Origin of the sequence: Pseudomonas sp. CFBP 8758, from assembly GCF_014841725.1 — a bacterium.
Lineage (GTDB): Bacteria > Pseudomonadota > Gammaproteobacteria > Pseudomonadales > Pseudomonadaceae > Aquipseudomonas > Aquipseudomonas baltica.
Genome location: NZ_JACYUK010000001.1, coordinates 58,641 through 79,350, shown reverse-complemented (window position 1 = coordinate 79,350; position 20,710 = coordinate 58,641). Strand labels below are relative to the sequence as shown.

The 20,710-nt window shown below is 62.0% G+C and carries 23 protein-coding genes; 12 read left to right on the top strand and 11 right to left on the bottom strand.

All coding sequences use genetic code 11. From position 1 onward, the window contains the following. Position 1: 1 nt before the first annotated feature. From IFT75_RS00370 to IFT75_RS00350, 5 genes are all read right to left on the bottom strand, one after another. Positions 2–904, bottom strand: a complete 903-nt coding sequence (locus IFT75_RS00370) for a dihydrodipicolinate synthase family protein (RefSeq protein WP_192052772.1) — start codon at positions 902–904, stop codon at positions 2–4. Positions 905–955: 51 nt separating this feature from the next. Continuing rightward, a complete protein-coding gene (locus tag IFT75_RS00365; protein ID WP_192053403.1) occupies positions 956–2,275 on the bottom strand; it encodes an FAD-dependent oxidoreductase in 1,320 nt (439 codons plus the stop codon). A gap of 227 nt (positions 2,276–2,502) precedes the next feature. Then, entirely contained in the window at positions 2,503–3,528 is a 1,026-nt protein-coding gene (gene proX, locus IFT75_RS00360; protein WP_192052770.1) for a glycine betaine/L-proline ABC transporter substrate-binding protein ProX, read from the bottom strand. A gap of 41 nt (positions 3,529–3,569) precedes the next feature. Next, on the bottom strand, positions 3,570–4,523 hold the full coding sequence (proW, locus tag IFT75_RS00355) for a glycine betaine/L-proline ABC transporter permease ProW (RefSeq protein ID WP_122476616.1): 954 nt from the start codon (positions 4,521–4,523) through the stop codon (positions 3,570–3,572). A gap of 38 nt (positions 4,524–4,561) precedes the next feature. Further along, positions 4,562–5,596, bottom strand: a complete 1,035-nt coding sequence (locus IFT75_RS00350) for a quaternary amine ABC transporter ATP-binding protein (RefSeq protein ID WP_122476617.1) — start codon at positions 5,594–5,596, stop codon at positions 4,562–4,564. 362 nt (positions 5,597–5,958) lie between these two features. On the opposite strand from IFT75_RS00350, the gene IFT75_RS00345 reads away from it, so the two are divergent. The 7 genes from IFT75_RS00345 to IFT75_RS00315 all read left to right on the top strand — a co-directional run bounded on the left by IFT75_RS00345 (position 5,959) and on the right by IFT75_RS00315 (position 13,102). Continuing rightward, entirely contained in the window at positions 5,959–6,918 is a 960-nt protein-coding gene (locus tag IFT75_RS00345) for a LysR family transcriptional regulator (protein ID WP_192052768.1), read from the top strand. Positions 6,919–7,056: 138 nt separating this feature from the next. Beyond that, complete coding sequence (locus IFT75_RS00340) at positions 7,057–8,418, top strand: MmgE/PrpD family protein (RefSeq protein ID WP_192052766.1); 1,362 nt, start codon at positions 7,057–7,059, stop codon at positions 8,416–8,418. 188 nt (positions 8,419–8,606) lie between these two features. Then, positions 8,607–9,842: an aromatic ring-hydroxylating oxygenase subunit alpha gene (locus IFT75_RS00335; RefSeq protein ID WP_192052764.1), complete on the top strand. Its 1,236-nt coding sequence runs from the start codon at positions 8,607–8,609 to the stop codon at positions 9,840–9,842. A 183-nt stretch (positions 9,843–10,025) separates the two neighbouring features. Then, positions 10,026–10,373: an ArsC family reductase gene (locus tag IFT75_RS00330; protein ID WP_192052762.1), complete on the top strand. Its 348-nt coding sequence runs from the start codon at positions 10,026–10,028 to the stop codon at positions 10,371–10,373. Between the two features lie 35 nt (positions 10,374–10,408). Then, positions 10,409–11,443: a 2,3,4,5-tetrahydropyridine-2,6-dicarboxylate N-succinyltransferase gene (dapD, locus tag IFT75_RS00325; protein WP_122476625.1), complete on the top strand. Its 1,035-nt coding sequence runs from the start codon at positions 10,409–10,411 to the stop codon at positions 11,441–11,443. A 55-nt stretch (positions 11,444–11,498) separates the two neighbouring features. After that, positions 11,499–12,704 carry an aminotransferase class V-fold PLP-dependent enzyme gene (locus IFT75_RS00320; RefSeq protein ID WP_192052761.1) on the top strand — a complete coding sequence of 402 codons (1,206 nt, stop codon included), beginning with the start codon at positions 11,499–11,501 and terminating at the stop codon, positions 12,702–12,704. Continuing rightward, positions 12,701–13,102 carry a SufE family protein gene (locus tag IFT75_RS00315; RefSeq protein ID WP_192052759.1) on the top strand — a complete coding sequence of 134 codons (402 nt, stop codon included), beginning with the start codon at positions 12,701–12,703 and terminating at the stop codon, positions 13,100–13,102. Before IFT75_RS00320 ends, IFT75_RS00315 begins: the two co-directional genes overlap by 4 nt. 69 nt (positions 13,103–13,171) lie before the next feature. On the opposite strand, the gene tcdA is transcribed toward IFT75_RS00315, so the two are convergent. Further along, the gene (tcdA, locus tag IFT75_RS00310) at positions 13,172–13,984 is read right to left on the bottom strand and encodes a tRNA cyclic N6-threonylcarbamoyladenosine(37) synthase TcdA (protein ID WP_122714058.1); all 813 of its coding nucleotides are present in this window, start codon (positions 13,982–13,984) and stop codon (positions 13,172–13,174) included. 632 nt (positions 13,985–14,616) lie between these two features. On the opposite strand from tcdA, the gene IFT75_RS00305 reads away from it, so the two are divergent. From IFT75_RS00305 to IFT75_RS00295, 3 genes are all read left to right on the top strand, one after another. Next, complete coding sequence (locus IFT75_RS00305) at positions 14,617–14,982, top strand: YajD family HNH nuclease (RefSeq protein ID WP_043185061.1); 366 nt, start codon at positions 14,617–14,619, stop codon at positions 14,980–14,982. A gap of 8 nt (positions 14,983–14,990) precedes the next feature. After that, positions 14,991–15,461, top strand: a complete 471-nt coding sequence (locus IFT75_RS00300; protein WP_049862310.1) for an RNA methyltransferase — start codon at positions 14,991–14,993, stop codon at positions 15,459–15,461. Positions 15,462–15,526: 65 nt separating this feature from the next. Continuing rightward, positions 15,527–15,892 (top strand): YgaP family membrane protein, encoded by a 366-nt coding sequence (locus IFT75_RS00295; RefSeq protein WP_122476633.1) that lies wholly within the window; start codon positions 15,527–15,529, stop codon positions 15,890–15,892. A gap of 84 nt (positions 15,893–15,976) precedes the next feature. Here the strand turns inward: IFT75_RS00295 and IFT75_RS00290 are convergent, their stop codons facing one another. Next, positions 15,977–16,426: a YcgN family cysteine cluster protein gene (locus IFT75_RS00290; protein ID WP_122476635.1), complete on the bottom strand. Its 450-nt coding sequence runs from the start codon at positions 16,424–16,426 to the stop codon at positions 15,977–15,979. A 187-nt stretch (positions 16,427–16,613) separates the two neighbouring features. Here IFT75_RS00290 and IFT75_RS00285 point away from each other — a divergent pair, with 187 nt between their 5' ends. Then, positions 16,614–17,207 carry a nitroreductase family protein gene (locus tag IFT75_RS00285; protein WP_122476637.1) on the top strand — a complete coding sequence of 198 codons (594 nt, stop codon included), beginning with the start codon at positions 16,614–16,616 and terminating at the stop codon, positions 17,205–17,207. Between the two features lie 54 nt (positions 17,208–17,261). On the opposite strand, the gene IFT75_RS00280 is transcribed toward IFT75_RS00285, so the two are convergent. From IFT75_RS00280 to rnd, 3 genes are all read right to left on the bottom strand, one after another. Beyond that, positions 17,262–18,197, bottom strand: coding sequence for a D-2-hydroxyacid dehydrogenase (locus IFT75_RS00280; protein ID WP_192052757.1), 936 nt, complete (start codon positions 18,195–18,197; stop codon positions 17,262–17,264). A gap of 79 nt (positions 18,198–18,276) precedes the next feature. Continuing rightward, entirely contained in the window at positions 18,277–18,570 is a 294-nt protein-coding gene (locus IFT75_RS00275) for a YcgL domain-containing protein (protein ID WP_122476641.1), read from the bottom strand. Beyond that, the gene (gene rnd, locus IFT75_RS00270; protein ID WP_192052755.1) at positions 18,567–19,700 is read right to left on the bottom strand and encodes a ribonuclease D; all 1,134 of its coding nucleotides are present in this window, start codon (positions 19,698–19,700) and stop codon (positions 18,567–18,569) included. Before rnd ends, IFT75_RS00275 begins: the two co-directional genes overlap by 4 nt. A gap of 205 nt (positions 19,701–19,905) precedes the next feature. Here rnd and IFT75_RS00265 point away from each other — a divergent pair, with 205 nt between their 5' ends. Further along, positions 19,906–20,130 (top strand): hypothetical protein, encoded by a 225-nt coding sequence (locus IFT75_RS00265; protein ID WP_122476645.1) that lies wholly within the window; start codon positions 19,906–19,908, stop codon positions 20,128–20,130. A gap of 58 nt (positions 20,131–20,188) precedes the next feature. Here the strand turns inward: IFT75_RS00265 and IFT75_RS00260 are convergent, their stop codons facing one another. Then, the gene (locus tag IFT75_RS00260; RefSeq protein WP_342214359.1) at positions 20,189–20,701 is read right to left on the bottom strand and encodes a hypothetical protein; all 513 of its coding nucleotides are present in this window, start codon (positions 20,699–20,701) and stop codon (positions 20,189–20,191) included. Positions 20,702–20,710 lie beyond the last annotated feature (9 nt).

Below are 20,710 nucleotides of genomic sequence, written 5' to 3'. Positions count from 1 at the left end.
TTCATGCCTCCCCAGTGATGTGGGCAACGTTCTGCTTGAGGGTACTCACGACGGCGGCAAGCTCGGCCTTTTCGGCTTCTTCCAAGCCCTTGAGGGGGGCGCGCACACCGCCTGCGCGAAGACCACTGAGCTCGCTGCCGTACTTGATGGACTGGACGAACTTGCCGGTTTCCAGAAAGTCCATCAGCGGCAACATCGCGGCCATGATGCGCCGTCCCTTGTCGAAGTCCTTGTCGATCACACAGGCTTCATAGAGCGCAACGTGTTCGCGGGGAATGAAGTTGGAACCGGCGCAGACCCAGCTGCGCGCGCCCCAGGCGAAGAACTCGAGCGCCTGGTCGTCCCACCCGCAGGAAATCTGGATGGCTGGGTGAGCGGTAGCCAGCCGGTGCAGCCGCGCCATTTCCCCGGAGCTCTCCTTGATCGCAACGATATTCGGGCAATGCGCCACGGCCTCGAAGAACTCGTTGCCCATGGCCACACCCATCCGTGCGGGATAGTTGTAGAGCATGATGGGCAGCCCGGCGGCCTGGTCGACGGCCAGCACATGGGCGGCGATTTCATGCTGGGTCGGCAGTGCATAGGGCGGCGACCCCACCAGGATGGCATCGGCCTTGATGTGCCGAGCCTGTTCGGCGAACTGCACCGAGTCTTCGGTGCGGATCGCACCGGTGCCGATCACCAGGGGCAAGCGCGAGCCGATGACGTCCCTGGCCTTTTTGGCCAACTCGATGCGCTCTTGCGGCGAATGCGCGTAGTACTCGCCGGTAGAGCCGCCGATGATCACGCCATGCACTTTCGAATCGATCAGGTATTCGAGCACTTCGGCAAACGCGACAGGGTCGATACTGCCGTCCGCCTTCAGTGGCGTGATGGCGGGCGTGAAGATGCCGTCAAAGTTCATGGTGTAGCCTCCAGTAGTTGAATGTCTGAATCTCGAACACTTCGAAACACGTCAGCTCTCGCGTCCGGCGCGGTACTGTCCCCACTTCAAATTCATGTTCACCCCCGCTGACAGGAACGGTTGCGGCGGGTTGGTATTGGGCCGCGGCGCATTGAGCAGGTAGTCGATCAGGGGGTCGTGTTCGCCGGCCAGCCAGTCGGCGAGAAGCTTCCCGGTGATGGTGCCCCGCGTGACGCCCAGGCCATTGCAACCCAGGGCACCGTAGACGTTGCGGGCCAGCTCACCGAAGAAGCCATTGTGGTTGCGCGACATCGCCAGGGCGCCGCCCCAGGTGTATTCGAAGTTCACGTGCGGCAACATGGGAAAGCGCACATCGAATGACGCCTTGTGACGACGCACGAAGCGGTCGTTGAATTTCTGATTGCTGCGTCCATCGGGATTGAAGCTGAAGCTGTTGCGAATGAGCAGCCGGTTGTCCGGGGTACGCCTGACCGTGGTGCCGAAGGGATCCGCCGGAATGGCGCCCCAGAACGGCTTGCCACCCAGCGCCGCTTGTTCTTCCTCGGTCAGCTGACGGGTAATGCTGCCGTAGGTGTAGATCGGCAACATTCGCCCCTGAAGAAAACCGAAACGCATGCCGAACGAGTTGTTGGCCAACACCAGCTTGTCGGCGGTGATGCTGCCATGGGCATGCCTGAGGACCGTCTTGGCGCCATACTCGACATCGGTGATCGGCGTGCGCTCGTAGAGCGTGACGTTCGCAGGCAGGCTGTCAGCCAGGCCTTTGACCAAGGCAGACGGTTGGATCAGCACCGCGCCTGGGGTGTACAGGGCCTTTCGGTAGAAATGCGTTCCGAGGTGATCGGGCAGTTCATCGGCGCCGATCATCTGGTAGGGCTGGTCGAGCTTGTCCAGTCCCCGGCGATACGCTTCAAGTACGGCGATGCCGCGCTCCTCGACTGCCGCCTGATACTTGCCGCAGGCCTTGAGCTGGCAATCGATCGCGTGCTGGCTGACCAACTCCTTCAACGACAATTGCCCAGCCAGGTTCAACCTGAGGCTGATCTTGGCCAGTTCGATATCGCCGATGTAATCTTCAGCGGCAATATCGTGGGGCAGGTCGATGGCGAAACCGGCATTCCTGCCCGAGGGGCCGAGCCCGACTTCCTGGGCCTCCACCAACACGATCTCTTCGTCGGGAAAGCGCAGCGCCAACTGCCGTGCAGCCGCCAGACCGGTGAATCCTGCGCCTACCACGACCCAACGCGCAGTCCTGTGCCCCGAATGAGTGGGCATCGGCGTGCGTGGGTAGCTCAGATGAAACCAACCACAGGTCTTGTCGTCCGCAGGCAGCGAAGTAACTTTCATGATCGTGACCATCGATAGTTGAGTTTGCCTGCCGCCAGCATGAGTTCACGGACAGGTAACAGCGCCAATGAGAAGTACGCGCGCAGCCGGACGCGGTCCGTTGATACGTACGTATCGGCAAGGCAGTGCGGTGACAGGGTGTAGCGGCCCTGACGGCAATCATCGTCAGGCGCCGCCGGGTGCGGGCAGGCACAGGGCCCGGCGCGGCAGCCGGCCCCTGTGTCATGCGTCTATTTCTTCGCCGCGGCGCGGGCGTCCGCCAGCCAGCCGTCGTATTCGGCCTGGTGCGCCTTGATCCATTCGGCGGCATGCCGCTTGATATCGGCCAAGGACTTTTCACCTTTCTGCATGCGCAAGTTCTGCGCACTTTCATCGGCCGTGGTAATACGCACTTCGGACAGGAACTTGGCGGCCACCGGATTCTCTTCCGAGAATTCCTTGTTCATCACCGCGTAGACGGTGTCTACCGGGAAGCCCAGGTTTTTCCCGTTATAGAAAGTGTCCTTGGATTCCTTGCCATCGGGCAGCGAGGTGAAGGGCACCGGCAGCCAGACCACGTCGCGGCCCTCCACCAGTACGCCGGCGATCCACTGCGGCACCCAGGTGAAGAACAGGATGGGCTTGCCTTGTTCGAAGCGCGCAATGGTGTCGGCCATGAGGGCGAAGTACGAGCCGCGGTTGTCAACCACCGTAGGCTCCAGACCATAGGCTTTCATGTGGTACTCGACCATGACTTCGCACCCCCACCCCGGGTTGCATCCGGTCAGGTCGGCCTTGCCATCGCCATTGCTGTCGAACAGCTTGGCGATTTCCGGCTTCTTCAGATCCGACAGGTCCTTGATGTTGTAGGCGTCTGCAGTTTTCTTGTCGATCATGTACCCCTGCAGTACTCCCTTCATCACTTCGCCGACCTTGACCATCGACTCATCGCCGCCAGCCTTGTTGTAGAAGCCTTCATGCAAGGCGCCCCACTCATGCACGGTGAAGTCTGCGTCACCGTACGACAGTGCCAGGAACATCGCCGGGTAATCGACCTCCTTGGGTGGCTTGACGTTGTAGCCCAGGTCTTTCAGGCCGGCTATGGCCACCTCCCCCCTGAAGCGCTCTTCGGCGATGGATGGAAAGATGGGGGTGATCGACTTGCCGTCCCCAGGCTTGTTGGCATCGGCGGCGAACGCCCCGAAGCTCAGAACGGTGCCTAGGACTGCCGCAGCGAGGCTGGCAAGCGCGGATTTCTGGAGGGTTGCAGGGTTCATGAGTCACCACGTTCAAGGGTTAGATAGGGTGAGCAGGCACGTCAATGAGTGATCGCAGTTTCGACTGGCTTCTTCTTTTTCAACTTCATCAGCAGACCTACAGGGCCGGTTTCGTACCAGCGCTGGCCCGTTGCCAGATCCTTGCTGCGCTCGCCCATGGCCTGGGTGAGTCGATCGAGGAACACGGCAAGCAGCACCAGCCCGGCGCCACCGACACTGGCCAGGCCCATGTCCAGCCTGCCGATACCGCTGAGCACCATCAGGCCCAGGCCACCTACGGAAATCATGGACGCCACCACCACCATCGAAAGCGACAGCATGAGCGTTTGATTGAGGCCGGCCATCATGGTCGGCGCGGCCAGCGGCAGTTGGACCTTCAAGAGCATTTGCGTCGCCGTGCAACCGAACGCCCTGGCGGCCTCGACCTTGTCTTCGGGCACCTGACGGATGCCCAGATTGGTCAGGCGTACCAACGGCGCCACCGAGAAGATGATGGTGACGATCACTCCGGGCACGTTGCCGATGCCGAACAGCATGACCACCGGCACCAGGTAGACGAATGCCGGCAGCGTCTGCATGGCGTCCAGTACCGGGCGAATGATCATCTCGAGCCGATCGCTGCGCGCGCTCAATATCCCCAGTGGAATGCCGATGACGGCACAGAAGACCAGCGATGTGAGCACCAGCGCGAGGGTGACCATGGCGTCCTCCCACACACCGATCAGCCCCAGCGCGGTGAGGGTGGCCAGGGTGAACAAGGCGATTCGCTTGCCGCCGATCTGCCAGCTGATCAGCGCGGCAATGATGATGAACACGGTAGGCGGCGCTGAAAGCAAGCCTGCCTGGATGCCATCGAGTACCTGATCCACCGGCCAGCGAATCGAACGGAATACATCGCGGAAGTTATGAACGAGATACTTGAGAACGCCCTCGACCCATGTCCCGAGCGGTACGTTTATGGTTTTGAAAGGATCCAGAAGATTAAAGTCGGACATAGCCCACCTCAGAGACGACCCGAAAGCTGATCGTGGATTTATCGGCTGCTCAAGCAGTTCAGCAGGTGACCTTGCGAGATGGTCCCCTTGTACAAACCCCCACGGTCCACGACAGGCATGGGCGTGTGCGAGGCGGCAACGAGCGGAACGATTTCGCGCAGCAGCGCATCCGCATCGATAGGCGTGTGTCGACCGGGCTCGTAGACGATGCGGGCGTCCAGCTGGGCGATATCGCCCGCGCGCAGGATGCGGCTGGTATCGAACCCTTCGAAGAAGTCCTTGACGTACGTGTTGGCTGGATTGCAGAGCAGTTCGCGCGGGGTTCCGATCTGTACCACCCGGCCGCCCTCCATGATCGCAATGCGATGCCCGATCCGAACGGCTTCTTCAATGTCGTGGGAAATGAAGATGATGGTGCGGTTCTGCTCGGCCTGTAGCTTGAGCAGTTCGCCCTGCATTTCGCTGCGAATCATCGGGTCGAGTGCCGAGAACGCTTCGTCCATCAGCAGGATGGCCGGGTCGTTGGCCAGCGCCCGTGCCAGCCCGACGCGCTGCTGCATGCCGCCGGACAATTGATGCGGGTAGCTGTGTTCTTGCCCGGCCAGCCCCACCTGCCGCAAGGCCACCACTGAACGGCTGTAGCGTTCCTTTTCGCTGACGCCGCTGATCTCGAGGCCGAAGCTGACGTTATCGATCACGCTCATGTGGGGCATTAGGGCAAACGACTGGAAGACCATGCCCATGTCCTTGCGGCGCACTTGCAGCAGATCTTTGTCGGCCAGGCCGGTGATTTCCTTGCCATTGAGGAATATCGAGCCGGAAGTGGGCTCTATCAGCCGGTTGAAGAGGCGCACCATGGTGGATTTGCCCGAACCGGAAAGCCCCATGATCACGAAGATCTCGCCACGCTTCACGGAAAAGTTCGCATCGAACACACCGATGACCTGGCCCGTCTTTTCGAACACTTCGGCCTTGGAAGCGCCCTCGCGCAACATATTCATGGCCACTTTGGGTTGTGCCCCGAAGACCTTGTATACATTGTGTACGGATATTATATCGTCGGCGTTATTCATACCTTGCCTCCTTCGCGGCAACACTCATTGCAGTAGGCAAATCATGGCAACGCGAAACATGTTGTAAGGGGCAGTGGTACGGGTAATTGTTCATCGCAACGATTTCCTTGTTTTTTATTCTTACCCCCAGGAATTAGGGTGTTTTTTCAATCTATGCCCAATGTGTATTCAGATCCAACAACATTTACAGCCCTTATTCGATAACGTTGGGTTATAGGTTCTGCATGGGTTGTGCAGCAGGCCTCGGGCATGCCAGCAAGCGACCGAGGCGCATCGAAAACGACACCGAACCGACACGGCGAAGCCAGGGTGCTATACCCTCGCCGCCGACCGAGCACAGCGGTACTGACAGGAGGTTGAGCATGTCGAAGCACGTTGACCCGGATACGATTCTGCTCAAGATGCCTTCGCTGCGTGCAGTCAAGGCCTTCGTGGCCGCCGCCAAGTACGAAAGCTTCACACGGGCTGCAGAGGCGCTGTGTGTATCCCAGGCAGCGATCAGTCGCCAGATCAAGGAACTCGAAGTTCACCTGGGCGCGGCACTGTTCACCCGTGTAGGTCGCGCGGTGGAACTGACCCCGGCAGGGACGCTGTTTTTCGACGCGGCCCACCTGTCGTTCGTCAATATTGCCCAGGCCGCCGAGCGTATTCGTAGCGCGCAATCCGAAAAGCGGGTGCTGACCATCTGTTGCTCACCGGCGTTTTCCGCGCTATGGCTGTCGAGCAACCTGCCGGAATTCTTTGCCCAGAGCGAAGGCATCGAGCTCAACCTGATTACCACGCAGAATTTCCTGACCATGGAGCCCGGCGTCCAGCCGGACGCGTTCATCACCAAGATTGCGCGCATACGCGACGGCTACAAGAACTACCACCTGTGCCACGACCTGATCTATCCGGTGTGCACGCCGGCGTATCTGCAGCAGCATCCGGAGATCACCTCCCTGGACGGTATTCGCGACTCGGCGTTGCTCAACCTGAGTCCCTATGGCCGTTCCCAGGTCGCGGAGCATGTCGACTGGGGGGTATGGTTCGCCTTCCAGGCCATTGACCTGGACGATCGCCCCGCCGCCAGCCCGGCCATTTTCAATGCCAATGACTACAACTTGATCATCAGTATGGTGCTCACCCATCAGGGCATCGCATTGGGCTGGAACCATCTGGTCAGTGGACTCATCGGCAAAGGCCTGCTGGTCAGGCCGATTGCGGATCAAGTGCAGTTGCGCAATAGCTGCCACTACCTGGCGTGCAAGGAAAACTCGGACAACGAAGATGCGTTGCGCAGATTTCGTGAATGGATGCTCGGCAAATTTCCCAGACGGTGACATTCAAGCGCCGTTCAGCATTACTGGACGTTATGCATAGCCCTGCGAAAAAGTTGCTCGCGCCTTGGCGGCGATGCGCTCATCGTTGAATCACGTCGGTCAGCACTGACCTGCAGGATCATTCGAAGGAGCCGCTGGATGTCGCTTTTCCTGTTCTGCCGAGATTTCGATTTTCAACAGGCACCTGCCAAGACCCGACAGATCCTCATGAACAGCCTGCTCGATATTCTCGGGGTCATGGCGGGAGCGACGGGCAACGACACCAGCAAAGCTGTCCGGCGATACGCCCGAGCGCATTACCCTGGGGGCGAGTTCACCAGCCGCATGATCTTCGACGGCCAGCGGGTCAATGTGCTCGGTGCCGGCTGGGCGGGTGGATTCACTGCCGACAGCCTCGACGCTCACGAGGGTCACTTCACCTCCAAGGGCCACGCAGGCGCCACTGTGGTGCCCGCCCTGCTCGCCCTGGCAGATGCGCTGGCCCACCAAGGCAAGCCAGTGAGCGGTCGTGAACTGTTGACGGCGCTGTGTATCGGCTACGAAACCGCCCTGCGCGCAGGCGTCGCATTGATGGCCACCTCGCCGACCTACCATGCCTCTGGCGGCTTCTCGGGCATTGGTGTGGTGTGTGCCGGGGCGAGGATGCTGGGCTTCGACGAATCGACATTCCGGCACGCGCTGGGCATCGCCGAATACTTCAGTGCACGCTGCCCGATGATGCGCGTGGTGCAGTCACCGACCATGCTGCGCGACGGTCACGGTGCCGGCGCATTCGCGGGGCTGAACGCATTGCTGATGGCACGCGAAGGCATGACGGGGGCACCGGCGGAAACCATAGAGGACGAATCCGTCGCGGCGTTCTGGCAGGATCTGGGCCATCGCTGGGAAATCGACAGCCAATACTTCAAGCCATGGCCCGTCTGCCGTTGGGCGCAGCCTGCGCTTACGGCAATGGTGGCACTGCAGCAGGTATCGGGCGGCATCGAGGTCAATCGGATCGAGAAGATTCGCGTCGAGACGTTCTTCGAATCGGTCTGCCTGCAGGGGCACACCCCTGCCAACGCCGACGAGGCGCAATACGCCCTTGCATTCCCTCTGGCCGCGCTTATCGTCCGGGGTAAGGTCGGGCCCGAAGAAGTCACGGGCGCATCGATCTGCGCCCCGGACATTCTCGCCATGAGCGCCAGGATCGAGATCGTGGAAGCGCCGGATCTTTCGGCGCGCTTCCCCGAAGAGATCCTGTCGCGGGTCATCGTTACCCTGGACAACGGTGACGTGCTGCGTAGCCAGACCACCGCTGCCAAAGGTGACCCGGAAACCGCGATGACCATCGCGGAACTCGAGAGCAAGTACGACATGTTCGCTTCGGTATCGCTGGATGAAAAAACCCGTGAAGCGATCAAGGCAGCGGTCAAGAATCTGGCTTCATCGTCATCGGCGGTGGAGGCACTCTCGGGGATCTTTCAGCCGCCGCCCGAACACCTGGGCCAACCCGCCTGAAGTGCGTTGCAGACGGCTCGAAGAAGGGCACGAGGACGCGATCCATTCATAACCTGCCCGCATTGATTGCACGCCTTAAATGTCGTTTGATCCGCCTCGATTGGCGGGTATAGGCTGCGATCAATAGCCAGTCGGCAATGCCGAGCTGCATCTAACCTGGCCCCCAAGGTCTGCATCCTGGAGGAAATATGGATTTCAAGAAAACCGTTTTTGATCTGGTTTCCCAACGCAAGCCCAACCACTCGCTACCGGGCGCGCTCTATAGCAGTGATGAAGTCTATCGCCAGGACCTCGAGCAGATCTGGCACAAGGACTGGATCTTTGCAGGCCATACTTTCGAAGTCGCCAAACCTGGTCAGTACATGACGCTTCAAGTAGGCGATTACCCCGTGGTCATCGTGCGCAGCAAGGACGGCGAAGTCAGAGCGTTCCACAACGCCTGCCGCCACCGTGGGGCCAAGGTGTGCGAAGCCGCGCAGGGCAAGGTCGCCAAGCTGGTCTGCCCGTACCACAAGTGGACGTTCGAGCTCGATGGCAAGCTGCTGTTCGCCGGCAACATGGGCCAGGACTTCGACAAGAGCCAATACAACCTCAAACCGGTGCACTGCGAAGTGGTGAACACTTACATCTACGTGTGCGTAGGTGTAGTCAAACCTGACTTCGAATCGTTCCGAAAGGCTGTGGATCCGTTCGTGGCACCGCACAACCTTGAAGAATGCAAAGTTGCCTTCGAGTCGAACATCATCGAGAAAGGCAACTGGAAACTGGTGTTCGAGAACAATCGCGAGTGCTACCACTGCGACGGCTCGCACCCTGAACTCTTGAACTCGTTCGTGGATAATCTTTCAGTGGGTGGCACCAGCGGGGAAGACGATCCGGAACTGGCGGCATACTGGAACAAGTGTGAAAAGGCCGGCCTGCCCAGTCGCCTGGTCATGGATATCCATGGCCGTTTCCGCATGACCCGGATACCGCTGTCGGCGGGCGCTGTCAGCTACACCATGGACGGCAAGCCTGCCGTCAACGGTCGCCTGGACAAGTCCGGCGAGCCCGACATCGGCGCCTTGCTGTACTTCAACTATCCGTCGACCTGGAACCACTTTCTGGGCGACCACGCGTTGAGCTTCCGCGTGCTGCCCATCAGCGCCACTGAAACCCTGGTGACCACCAAGTGGCTGGTGCACAACACCGCCATGGAAGGTGTGGACTACGATCTGGATCGCCTCACCAAAGTCTGGATTGCCACCAACGACCAGGACAGGACGCTGGTAGAGGGCACTCAGCGTGGGGTCACTTCCCCGTCGTTCGAACCGGGCCCGTTTTCCGAAACGGCTGAAACCGGCGTTTGCCAGTTCGATGACTGGTACTGCAATACCCTGCTCGATCGCCTTCAGGGGCCGATCCCTTTGAAGTCGGTTGGCTAGGTTCGAAGCCGGGGGGGCATTTGCACCCCCGCGCCCTGTCTGCACAGCGACCGCGTGGCCGAATCACGCGCACCGCCTTCCCTCCTCGCCACGCAAGCATGGCGCTGTCACAGTCGATGCCGCATAATTCCCCGATTCGTTTTCGGGAGGCAGTGGGGCGCATTCGCAGCCCCTCCTAGATCAATGGCTCATATTCTCTACGGCATCAAAGCCTGCGACACCATGAAAAAGGCCCGTACCTGGCTCGACGAGCACCAGGTGGAGTACGCCTTTCATGACTACAAGAGCGCCGGTATCGACCGCGAGCACCTGTCCCGCTGGTGCGACGAGCACGGCTGGCAAATGGTGCTCAACAAGGCCGGTACCACCTTCCGCAAGCTTAGCGACGAGCAGAAGGCCGACATCGACCAGGCCAGGGCCATCGAGCTGATGCTCGCCCAGCCGTCGATGATCAAGCGCCCGGTGTTGCAGCTTGGCGACAAGACCGTGATCGGCTTCAAGCCTGATATCTACGCAGCGGCCCTTGCCTGACGCGGGCCCGCACTTATTCTGCACGAGGTAATTCCATGTCCAATTCCCTGTTCAGCCTGGCCTTCGGTGTCGGCACGCAAAACCGTCAAGGCACCTGGCTGGAAGTGTTCTATGCACAGCCGTTGACCAACCCGTCCACTGCACTGGTCGATGCCATCGCTCCGCTGCTGGGTTACACCGGTGGCAACCAGGCCGTTGCCTTCAGCAACACCCAGGCCTCGCAGCTGGCCGAGGCGCTCAAGCACGTCGACCCGGCGCAAGCGGCCCTGTTGACCCGCCTGGCCGAAAGCCACAAGCCGCTGGTCGCGACGCTGCTGGCCGAAGACGCCGCGCTGACCTCCACGCCCGAGGCGTACCTGAAGCTGCATCTGCTGTCGCACCGTCTGGCCCAGCCACACGGCCTGAACCTGGCCGGCATCTTCCCGCTGCTGCCCAATGTCGCCTGGACCAGCCAGGGCGCGGTCGACCTGGCCGAACTGGGTGAGCGTCAGCTGGAAGCACGCCTGAAGGGCGAACTGCTGGAAGTGTTCTCGGTGGACAAGTTCCCCAAGATGACCGACTACGTGGTACCGGCCGGCGTGCGTATCGCCGACAGCGCGCGCGTGCGCCTGGGCGCCTACATCGGCGAAGGCACCACCGTCATGCACGAGGGCTTCGTCAACTTCAACGCCGGCACCCAAGGCCCAGGCATGATCGAAGGCCGTGTCTCGGCGGGCGTGTTCGTCGGCAAGGGCTCGGACCTGGGCGGCGGCTGCTCGACCATGGGCACCCTGTCCGGTGGCGGCAACATCGTCATCAAGGTAGGCGAAGGCTGCCTGATCGGCGCCAATGCCGGTATCGGCATTCCATTGGGCGACCGCAACACCGTCGAAGCCGGTCTGTACATCACGGCAGGCACCAAGGTGGCGCTGCTCGATGAACAGAACCAACTGGTCAAGACCTTGAAGGCACGGGACCTGGCTGGCCAGCCCGACCTGCTGTTCCGTCGCAATTCGGTCACCGGTGCCGTGGAGTGCAAGAGCCACAAGTCGGCCATCGAACTCAACGAAGCGCTGCACGCTCACAACTAAGTGGCGATATCGGGCCCGGCATCCCTGCCGGGCCTTTTGCCTGGGGTCTTCGACCATGTTCCACGCCTCCCCCTGGCGCTCTGACTTTCCAGCCATCGCCGCCTTGCACCAGCAGCAGCAGACCTACCTGGACAGCGCTGCAACCACCCAGAAACCGCAAGCCCTGATCGACGCCATCGGCCACTACTATGGCCACGGCGCGGCCAACGTACATCGCGCCCAGCATCTGCCGGGATCCTTGGCGACCCGTGCATTCGAAGCCAGCCGCGAGAAGGTCGCGCGATGGCTGAATGCAGGCAGTTCCGAGCAGATCATCTTCACCCACGGCGCGACCAGTGCGCTGAATCTGCTCGCCTATGGCCTGGCCGAGCAACTGCAGCCCGGGGACGAACTGGTGATCAGCGCCGCCGAACACCATGCCAACCTGCTGCCGTGGCAACAGCTGGCCAAACGTCGTGGCCTGCCACTGCGGGTGCTGCCGCTGGATGCCAGTGGCGTGGTCGACCTGCAGGCGGCTGCGCAGATCATCGGGCCACGCACCCGGCTGCTGGCAGTGACCCAACTGTCCAACGTCTTCGGCGCGTGGCAACCGCTGCCGGAACTGCTGGCGCTGGCGCGTGCACAAGGGGCGATCACGGTGGTGGATGGCGCTCAGGGCGTCGTCCACGGACGCCATGATGTCGAGCGCCTGCAGTGCGATTTCTATGTGTTTTCCAGCCACAAGCTGTATGGCCCGGACGGTGTCGGCGTGCTGTATGGCCGGCGCGAGGCCTTGCAGAAGCTTGCGCACTGGCAGTTCGGCGGCGAAATGGTGCACCAGGCCGATTACCAGAGTGCGAGCTTTCACCCGGCGCCCTTGGGCCATGAAGCGGGCACTCCGGCCATTGCCGGAGTGATAGGACTGGGCGCGACCCTGGATTACCTCAGCGGTCTGGACGCCCAGGCCGTGGCCGCACACGAAGCGTGCCTGCATGCGCAATTGCTGGCGGGGCTGCACGCGCGCAGCGGCGTGCGCTTGCTCGGCACGCCGCAGATTGCGCTGGCCAGTTTCGTCGTGGACGGCGTACACAACGCCGATCTGGCGCACTTGCTGACCGATCAAGGTATCGCCGTACGCGCCGGGCATCACTGCGCCATGCCATTGATGAAGCACCTTGGCCTGTCCGGCGCCATTCGTGTGTCCTTGGGCCTATACAACGACTCAGCCGACCTGCAACGGTTGTTCGAGGCACTGGACAAGGCGTTGGAGATACTCACATGACCTTGAATCCACAGGCTGAAGACGCACTTCAGGCTTTCAAGCAGGCCGCCGGTTGGGAACAACGGGCGCGGCTGTTGATGCAGTGGGGCGAACGCCTGGAGCCGCTGGGCGAAGGGCAGAAAGTGGACGCCAATCGTGTGCACGGGTGTGAAAGCGTGGTGTGGTTGGTGGCTGAGCGGCAGGATGAGCGCTGGCACTTCAAGGCCGCCAGTGATGCACGGATGATCCGTGGCTTGCTGGCGCTGCTGCTGGTGCGGGTCGAGGGCCTGGATTCGCAGGCGCTGCGCGAGCTGAACCTGGGCGATTGGTTCGAACAACTGGGCTTGGGCCGCCAGCTGTCGCCTTCGCGCAGCAATGGGCTGAACGCGGTGTTGAAGCGGATGGCCGAGCTGGTGTGAACCTTGTAGGTCCGGTGGGCAGCCCTCTGCCCGCGAAGAAGCCGCCGCGGCGTTATGGCTACCTCTCCCTCAGACTTCCGCCTTGACCCTATCCGCCGGACGCCGCACCCCGGCCACGATCTTGTCGACCGCCTTGGTCGCCGCCACCATGCCAAAGGTCGCCGTCACCATCATCACCGCCCCGAACCCCCCGGCGCAGTCCAGCTTCACCCCGTCACCGACGAAACTCTTCTGCAGGCAAATGCTGCCATCGGGCTTGGGGTACCGCAGCTGTTCGGTGGAGAACACGCAGGGCACGCTGTAATGGCGCGTGACCGTGCGTGAAAACCCATAGTCGCGACGCAGTGTCGAACGCACCTTGGAGGCCAGTGGATCGTTGAACGTACGGTTCAGGTCGCAGACCTGGATCAAGGTCGGGTCGATCTGTCCGCCGGCGCCCCCGGTGGTGATGATCTGGATCTTGCGTCGCTTGCACCAGGCGATCAGCGCGGCCTTGGCATTCACGCTGTCGATGCAGTCGATCACGCAGTCGATGTTTGGCGTGATGTATTCGGCCATGGTGTCGCGAGTGACGAAGTCCGCCACCGCGTGCACCGTGCAGTCGGGATTGATACCGCGCAGCCGCTCGGCCATCACCTCGACCTTGGGCTTGCCCACGGTGCTGTCCAGCGCATGCAACTGCCGGTTGGCATTGCTGACGCAGACGTCGTCCAGGTCGAACAGCGAAATCTCCCCCACCCCGGTGCGGGCGATCGCTTCCGCCGCCCACGAGCCGACGCCACCCACACCGACGATGGCGACGTGCGCATCACGCAGGCGCTGCATGCCCTCCAGGCCATAAAGGCGGGCAATGCCGGCGAAACGGGGATCTTCTGTACTCATCACACGGCACCTCAAAAAACCGGCGCGCAGTATACACCACCGCCCAATGTAGGAGCGGTCATCGGCCGCGAAGGGCGCCCCGCGGTTCGCCTGATACACGCACCGCCCTTTTCGCGGCCACGGACCGCTCCTACGGACGAACGCTGCACCATGCCCACCGTAGGAGCGGTCATCGGCCGCGAAAGGCGCACCGCGGTCTGCCTGAAGCACCGCAGCGCCTTTTCGCGGCCACGGACCGCTCCTACGGACGAACGCTGCACCATGCCCACCGTAGGAGCGGTCATCGGCCGCGAAGGGCGCACCTCGGTCTGCCTGAAGCACCGCAGCGCCTTTTCGCGGCCACGGACCACTCCTACGGACGAACGCTGCACCATGCCCACCGTAGGAGCGGTCATCGGCCGCGAAGGGCGTACCGCGGTCTGCCTGAAACACCGCAGCGCCTTTTCGCGGCCACGGACCGCTCCTACGGACGAACGCTGCACCATTCCCACCGTAGGAGCGGTCATCGGCCGCGAAAGGCGCGCCGCAGTCTGCCTGAGGCACCGCAGCGCCCTTTTCGCGGCCACGGACCGCTCCTACGCGAGGGAAAACGTTAATATAGCGCCTGACCGTCATTATCCGAGGTGAACCCCATGAGTTCGTCCACACCCCATACCGCCAAGCTCGATCGCATTCTCGCCGATGCCCAGCGCGAGCGCGAAAGCGGCTACCGCGACAAGGCCCTGCGCATGTACCCGCACGTGTGCGGCCGCTGCGCCCGCGAGTTCGCCGGCAAGCGCCTGAGCGAGTTGACCGTGCACCACCGCGACCACAACCACGACAACAACCCCCAGGACGGTTCCAACTGGGAACTGCTGTGCCTGTACTGCCACGACAACGAGCACTCGCGCTACACCGACCAGCAGTACTACGCCGAAGGCTCCACCAGCAGCCCGACCATCGCCAAGGCGACCCACAACCCCTTCGCGGCCCTGGCCGGATTGATGAAAAAAGACTGAGCGAGCACGTGGCCAACAAACGGTACAGCTGCATCGGGTTGTTCAACCCCAAATCCCCGGAAAACGTCGGCTCGGTCATGCGCGCCGCCGGTTGCTACGGGGTCAACTCGGTGTTCTATACGGGCAAGCGCTACGAGCGTGCACGTGATTTCGTCACCGACACCAAGCGGGTTCACTACGACATTCCGCTCATCGGCATCGACGATTTGCAGAAAATCATTCCGCTGGGCTGCACCCCCGTGGCCGTCGAGCTGGTCGATGGCGCACGTCCGCTGCCCGAATACACCCATCCGGATCGCGCCATCTACATCTTCGGCCCCGAGGACGGCAGCCTCGACCAAAGCGTGCGCGACTGGTGCGAAGACACCATCTACATCCCCACCACCGGCTGCATGAACCTGGCCGCCACGGTCAACGTCGTGCTTTACGACCGCTTGGCCAAAGGCAACAACACGCGCTCCGGGCCCAAATTCAAATAAGCCAATGGAACAGCGTGAAGATTTGGCAGTCAGCTTGTTATCACTGCCCTATCAGGAGATTCACCATGAGCGACAGCAAAACCGTGGACGTCATCAAATCCGTTACCCAGCCCGACTACCATAACGTCAAGGGTTGGGAACGCGCCGGCTCGTTGCTGGTAGGCGTCGTCTCGATCGGCAAGGGTCTGCGCCGCGGCGGGATCTTCGGTCTGATCCAGGTGGCCATTGGTGGCGCAGCCCTGGCCCGCGGCTGGAGCGGTCACTGTGCAGCCAAGTCGCTGGCCGAGAAAGGCCGCAGCGATCTGGAAGAGATCCGCAACAAGATCGAACGCGCTGGCGAAGATCTGCTGAACCTGAAGAAAAATGCCGATTCGGCGACCGACACCGCTACCGTGACTGGCGAAGACCCGGCTGTGACGCCAAAGATCTGAGTGCCTCGAGCGTCAACCGCGCCCCTCTGCATGTCATGCTGCAGCGGGGCGCAGCTTTATCTGCCGAGCGACCAGCGCGACGAATCAACCCGCGCGAAAGATCAGATAGTCTTCCCAATCGTCTTCGTCGACATCCTTCTCGCTGACCATTTTGCCGGACTGCGAAATACGCTGTTTGTGCACCTGTTCGCGGTCACCGCAGACCAGATGATGCCAAAGCGGCAGGTCCTGCCCCTGGCTGACCAGGCGATAACCGCAGGTCGGTGGTAGCCATTTGAATTGGTCGGCCTGGCCCGGCGTCAGCTGGATGCAGTCCGGCACGAAAGACTTGCGCCGCGGATAGTCGCTGCACTGACAGGTCTTGAGGTCGAGCATCTTGCAGGCCACACGGGTGTAGTAGACGCTCTCGTCGTCTTCGTCCTCGAGCTTCTGCAGACAGCACAGGCCACAGCCGTCGCACAGGGACTCCCACTCGAGCGGGTCGAGTTGCTCGAGCGTCTTGCGCATCCAGAAGGGTTCGACGATGGCAGCCATGTGACCGAGTGTCCTGTACGAAATTGACGGCTCAGGCGTGGGCGGTACCTGAAAGGGCCGCCAGTCTAGTGCGCCCTGCAGCGCGGGCCAAGCTCTGGCGACTGCCGGTAAGCTTCACTTGTCAGGCGCGATCGATTCGCAGTAGTTTTTACCCCCTGCCCTCCATCACCCTTCAATCAGGAATGCCATGAGCGCCAATCCCCGCATCGCCGACTATGCCATCCACGAGCAATTCATCAATCGCTGGTCGCCGCGCGCGTTCGAGCCGGTCGAGATCGAACAGGACACCCTGCTGAGCTTCTTCGAAGCCGCCCGCTGGGCCGCCTCGGCCTACAACTCGCAACCCTGGCGCTTTCTCTACGCGCGCCGCGGTACGCCGAACTGGGAGCGCTACCTGGGCCTGCTCAATGAATTCAACCGTTCCTGGGCGCAGCACTCTTCCGCCATCGTGATCATCGCCTCGAAGACCACCTTCACCGCCCCCGGCGCCACCGAAGAATCGCCGGCGTTGTGGCACACCTTCGACACCGGCTCGGCCTGGGCGCACCTTGCGCTGCAAGCCAGCATCAGCGGCTGGCACACCCATGGCATGGCCGGCTTCGATCAGGATAAAACCCGTGAAGAGCTGAAGATCCCGGCTGAATATGCCGTGCATGCGGCCGTGGCCATCGGCAAGCTGGGTGACAAGGCCACCCTGGCCGAGTACCTGCAAGGTCGCGAACTGCCCAGCCCACGCCTGCCGTTGAGCCAGCTGGTGGCCGAAGGCGATTTCACGCTGTAAGCCAACCCGTAGACCGATGGGGCGGCAGACTCTGCGCCGCCGCCCCTGGCCCATTCAATACCCGCGAGCGAAATCCACTTCGCCGCGCAGCGCCTTGCCGTCCTGCCACGCCTGCAGGTTCTCGACGAAGAGCTCGACCATGGCCGGTGGCGAGGTTGGCGCTGCGCTGTGGCCGGTGAGCAGCAAGCCCCAGGCCGTCCAGAACGGGTGCTTGACCGGCAGCGGCTCCTGACGACAAACGTCGATCACAGCCCCAGCCAGGTGCCCTTCCTTGAGCGCTTCCACCAGATCGGCATCCACCACCGCCACGCCGCGCCCGGCATTGATGAACAGCGCCTGCGGCTTGAAGCGCTTGAACAGCGCGGCGTCGAACAGATCGTGGGTCTGCACGGTGTCGGGCAGCAAGTTGATCACGTAGTCGGCCTCTTCCACCAGACGCCCGAGCTCAGCGAGCGGCGCCACCTCGACGAACGGTGACAACTCCCTTGCAGTGCTGGCCACACCTATCAGCGTGACGCCGAAGGGTTGCAGGAACTTCGCCACGGCCTGGCCGATCTCGCCGATGCCGACGATCAGCACGCGACGCCCGGCCAGGCTGCAACCGGGACGTGGATCCCACTTGCGCTCGACCTGGCTGACCAGCCGCGCCAGCACTTCGCGCTCATGGCCTAGCATATAGGTCAGCATGTACTCGGCCATCACTTGGCCAAAGATGCCGACGGCGCGGGTCAGGCGATAGGCACGCGGCAGGCCTTCGCCCAATAGCGGGGTGATGCCCGCCCACGTCGACTGCGCCCATTGCGGGGTCGCGCCGGTGCGCAGCAGGTTGACGAACAGGTCCGGCTGGCCGAGCCAGACCGGGCAGTCCGCCGCCAGCCGCGCCAGCTCGGCAGGGTCGCCGCTGGTGTGTACATTCAAATGGGGAGCAGCTGCGCCGAGCAACTTGGCGTAAACGGCATAATCGTGTTCGGCGATCAGAACGCGGGTCATTGCGAGGCCTTGGTCAAGACAGCTGCGCGACCCCGTATCGGCAGGGCGGCAGCAGGCAGGGTTAATCAGATAAGGAGAGTCAGATAGGGTCGTTGCGGCGCAGCAGCTCTTCGGGAAGATGCTCGATGTACTCGTCTTCGGCAGGCGGCATCTGCAGGTGGTAACCCTGTGTTTCCAAGTGTTCGAGCACCAGGTTGATGTCTTCGCGCGCCAGGGCACGTTCCGGGCTGAGCACCAGATCGAAGGCGTGCACCGGTTTGCCGAACACGCTCAACAGGCCTTCGGGAACGCGCTCGAGCGCATCGCTCTTGAGCACATAGAGGTACATTCCGTTCTTGCACGGGCTACGGTAGATCGAACAGATACGTTTCATGGCTGGTCTCCAGCGGTGGCCAGGCTATCGAGCAGGGCCTGCCCCATGCGCTCGCGTCGCCATCCACGCAGCGAATCGGGCAAGTGATAGGGGCCGTCGGGGTAGCCTGTCTTGAGCAACGCCTCGAGGGTCTTCTTGCGCAGCATCAGCTCGGGCGCCATGTTCAGACGCTCGGCTTCACGCTGGCCAATCGCACGCAACTGCTTGAGCACGGCCGACGCTTCGATCGGCAGCGGCTCGGGCAGCACCGATGGCCACTGCTCGGGCGCAACGCTGGCCGCAGCCTTGATCAACGCCAGAATCTGCTCGCCATCCTGGCGGACGGTGCGCGGATGCATGTCTTCGATCTTGGCCAGCGTCTGCAGGTTATCCGGTTGCAGCTTGGCCAGCGGCCACAGCGACTGCTCGCGCACGATGCGGTTGCGCGGCAGGTCGCGCGCACGGGCTTCCCGTTCGCGCCACGCGCACAGTTCGCGCAGTACCGCCAGTTGCGCGCGTGACAGTTTCCAGGCCAGCTTGGCGTCACGGTACAACTCGTCGGGGTTCACTTCGCGGCGCAGCTGTGCCACCAATTCGGCGCCGTCTTCGAGGACCCAGGCGTACTTGTCCTCGGACAGCTGCGGGCGCAGCTTCTCGAACACTTCGGCCAAGTGCACGGCATCCTCGGCAGCGTAGCTGACCTGGGTGTCGGACAACGGCCGCTGCAGCCAATCCGAACGCGTCTCGCCCTTGGGCAACTCGATGCCCAGCACTTCCTGGACCAGGCGCGAATAGCCCATGGAGAAACCAAGATTGAGGTAGGCAGCGGCCAGCTGCGTGTCGAACAGCGGCGCCGGCAGGCTGCCGGTCAGGCGCAGCAGCACTTCCAGGTCTTCGCTGCAGGCGTGCAGCACCTTGATCACCGCCGGATTTTCCAGCAGTTGGGTCAGTGGCTGCCACTGGGTAATCGACAACGGATCGATGAGGAAGGCGCTGGCGCCATCGCCGATCTGCAACAGCCCTGCGATGGGGTAGAAGGTGTCGACCCGCATGAATTCGGTGTCGAGGGCAACGTACGGCAAGCTCTGCCAGTGGGCGCAATGCTCAGCCAGGCTGGCATCGTCGCGAATCCAGTGAATATCGATGGCCACAAGGCTCTCCCACGAATAATGGCGCGCAGTATATATCGGCCCTGCTTCCACGGGGACATCCATGCGTGCCTGCGGTCGTTAATCCGGCGAGCGCCCGTTGCGGGCACATGCATTGAACGATCTGCCCCCAACGGGGGGTCGAACCTAGGCATCGGGTCATTTTCCATGGCCCACCATTCTGTCCACCCCACCCAGAGGTGTCGAGATGCCGGTAAAACACAACCTGTTCGCTGATCTGAAACAGAGCAAGGAAGAAGTCGAAACCCGCGCCAAGAGCGACGATCGGCTTAGCCAGCTACTGACCCAATACCATGTCAGCGATGCCGACGTGGTCAAGGCCGAAGACCGCGCCGCGCCGGACGACGAGGTCAAGAAGCTCAAGGAAAAACGCCTGCTGATCAAGGACAAGATCGTTCAGCATCTGGGCTGACCCTACCCATCGCAGCGGCGCATGCGCGCCGCCTCCCGCCGCACCGATCCTGCACGCTTCACAACGTCGACGATTCGCGCTTCAGGTCTGCATGGCGAAAGGGCTTTGTCGCCCCGGACAGCGATGTGGCCACTTGATCGAGCCAGTGCTCGGCAGTGAATTTTGGCGCAGCCCCGGCGAGCGTGATCAGCATCAGGCCAGGCAGCAACGTAGCCGGCCCCAGGCGCTGCAGGCTCCAACGCTCCAGTACCAGCAAGAATCCAAAAGCGGCACTCCCCCCAATCAGCGCGCCCATGATGGCCTCCGCCATCGGGTGGATCACATTGCCCACCAGTGTCGCCGCAAACCATACTCCAAAGCCGATACCCGCCAGGGCTGCTGGCCATCGCAGGTATGGGTGAACCTGCCGCGCCAGAACGCTCGCCAGCACCGGCACCATCAGGCAGGCATTCATCGCATGACCGCTGAACACGGCAATGTTCAACGACGGCAGGCCGATGCCCCATCCCTTGAACAAAATTTTGCTGGCACCCACCAGGCCATAGGCGCACAGCACCGTCAGCAACCACACCGTACAAGC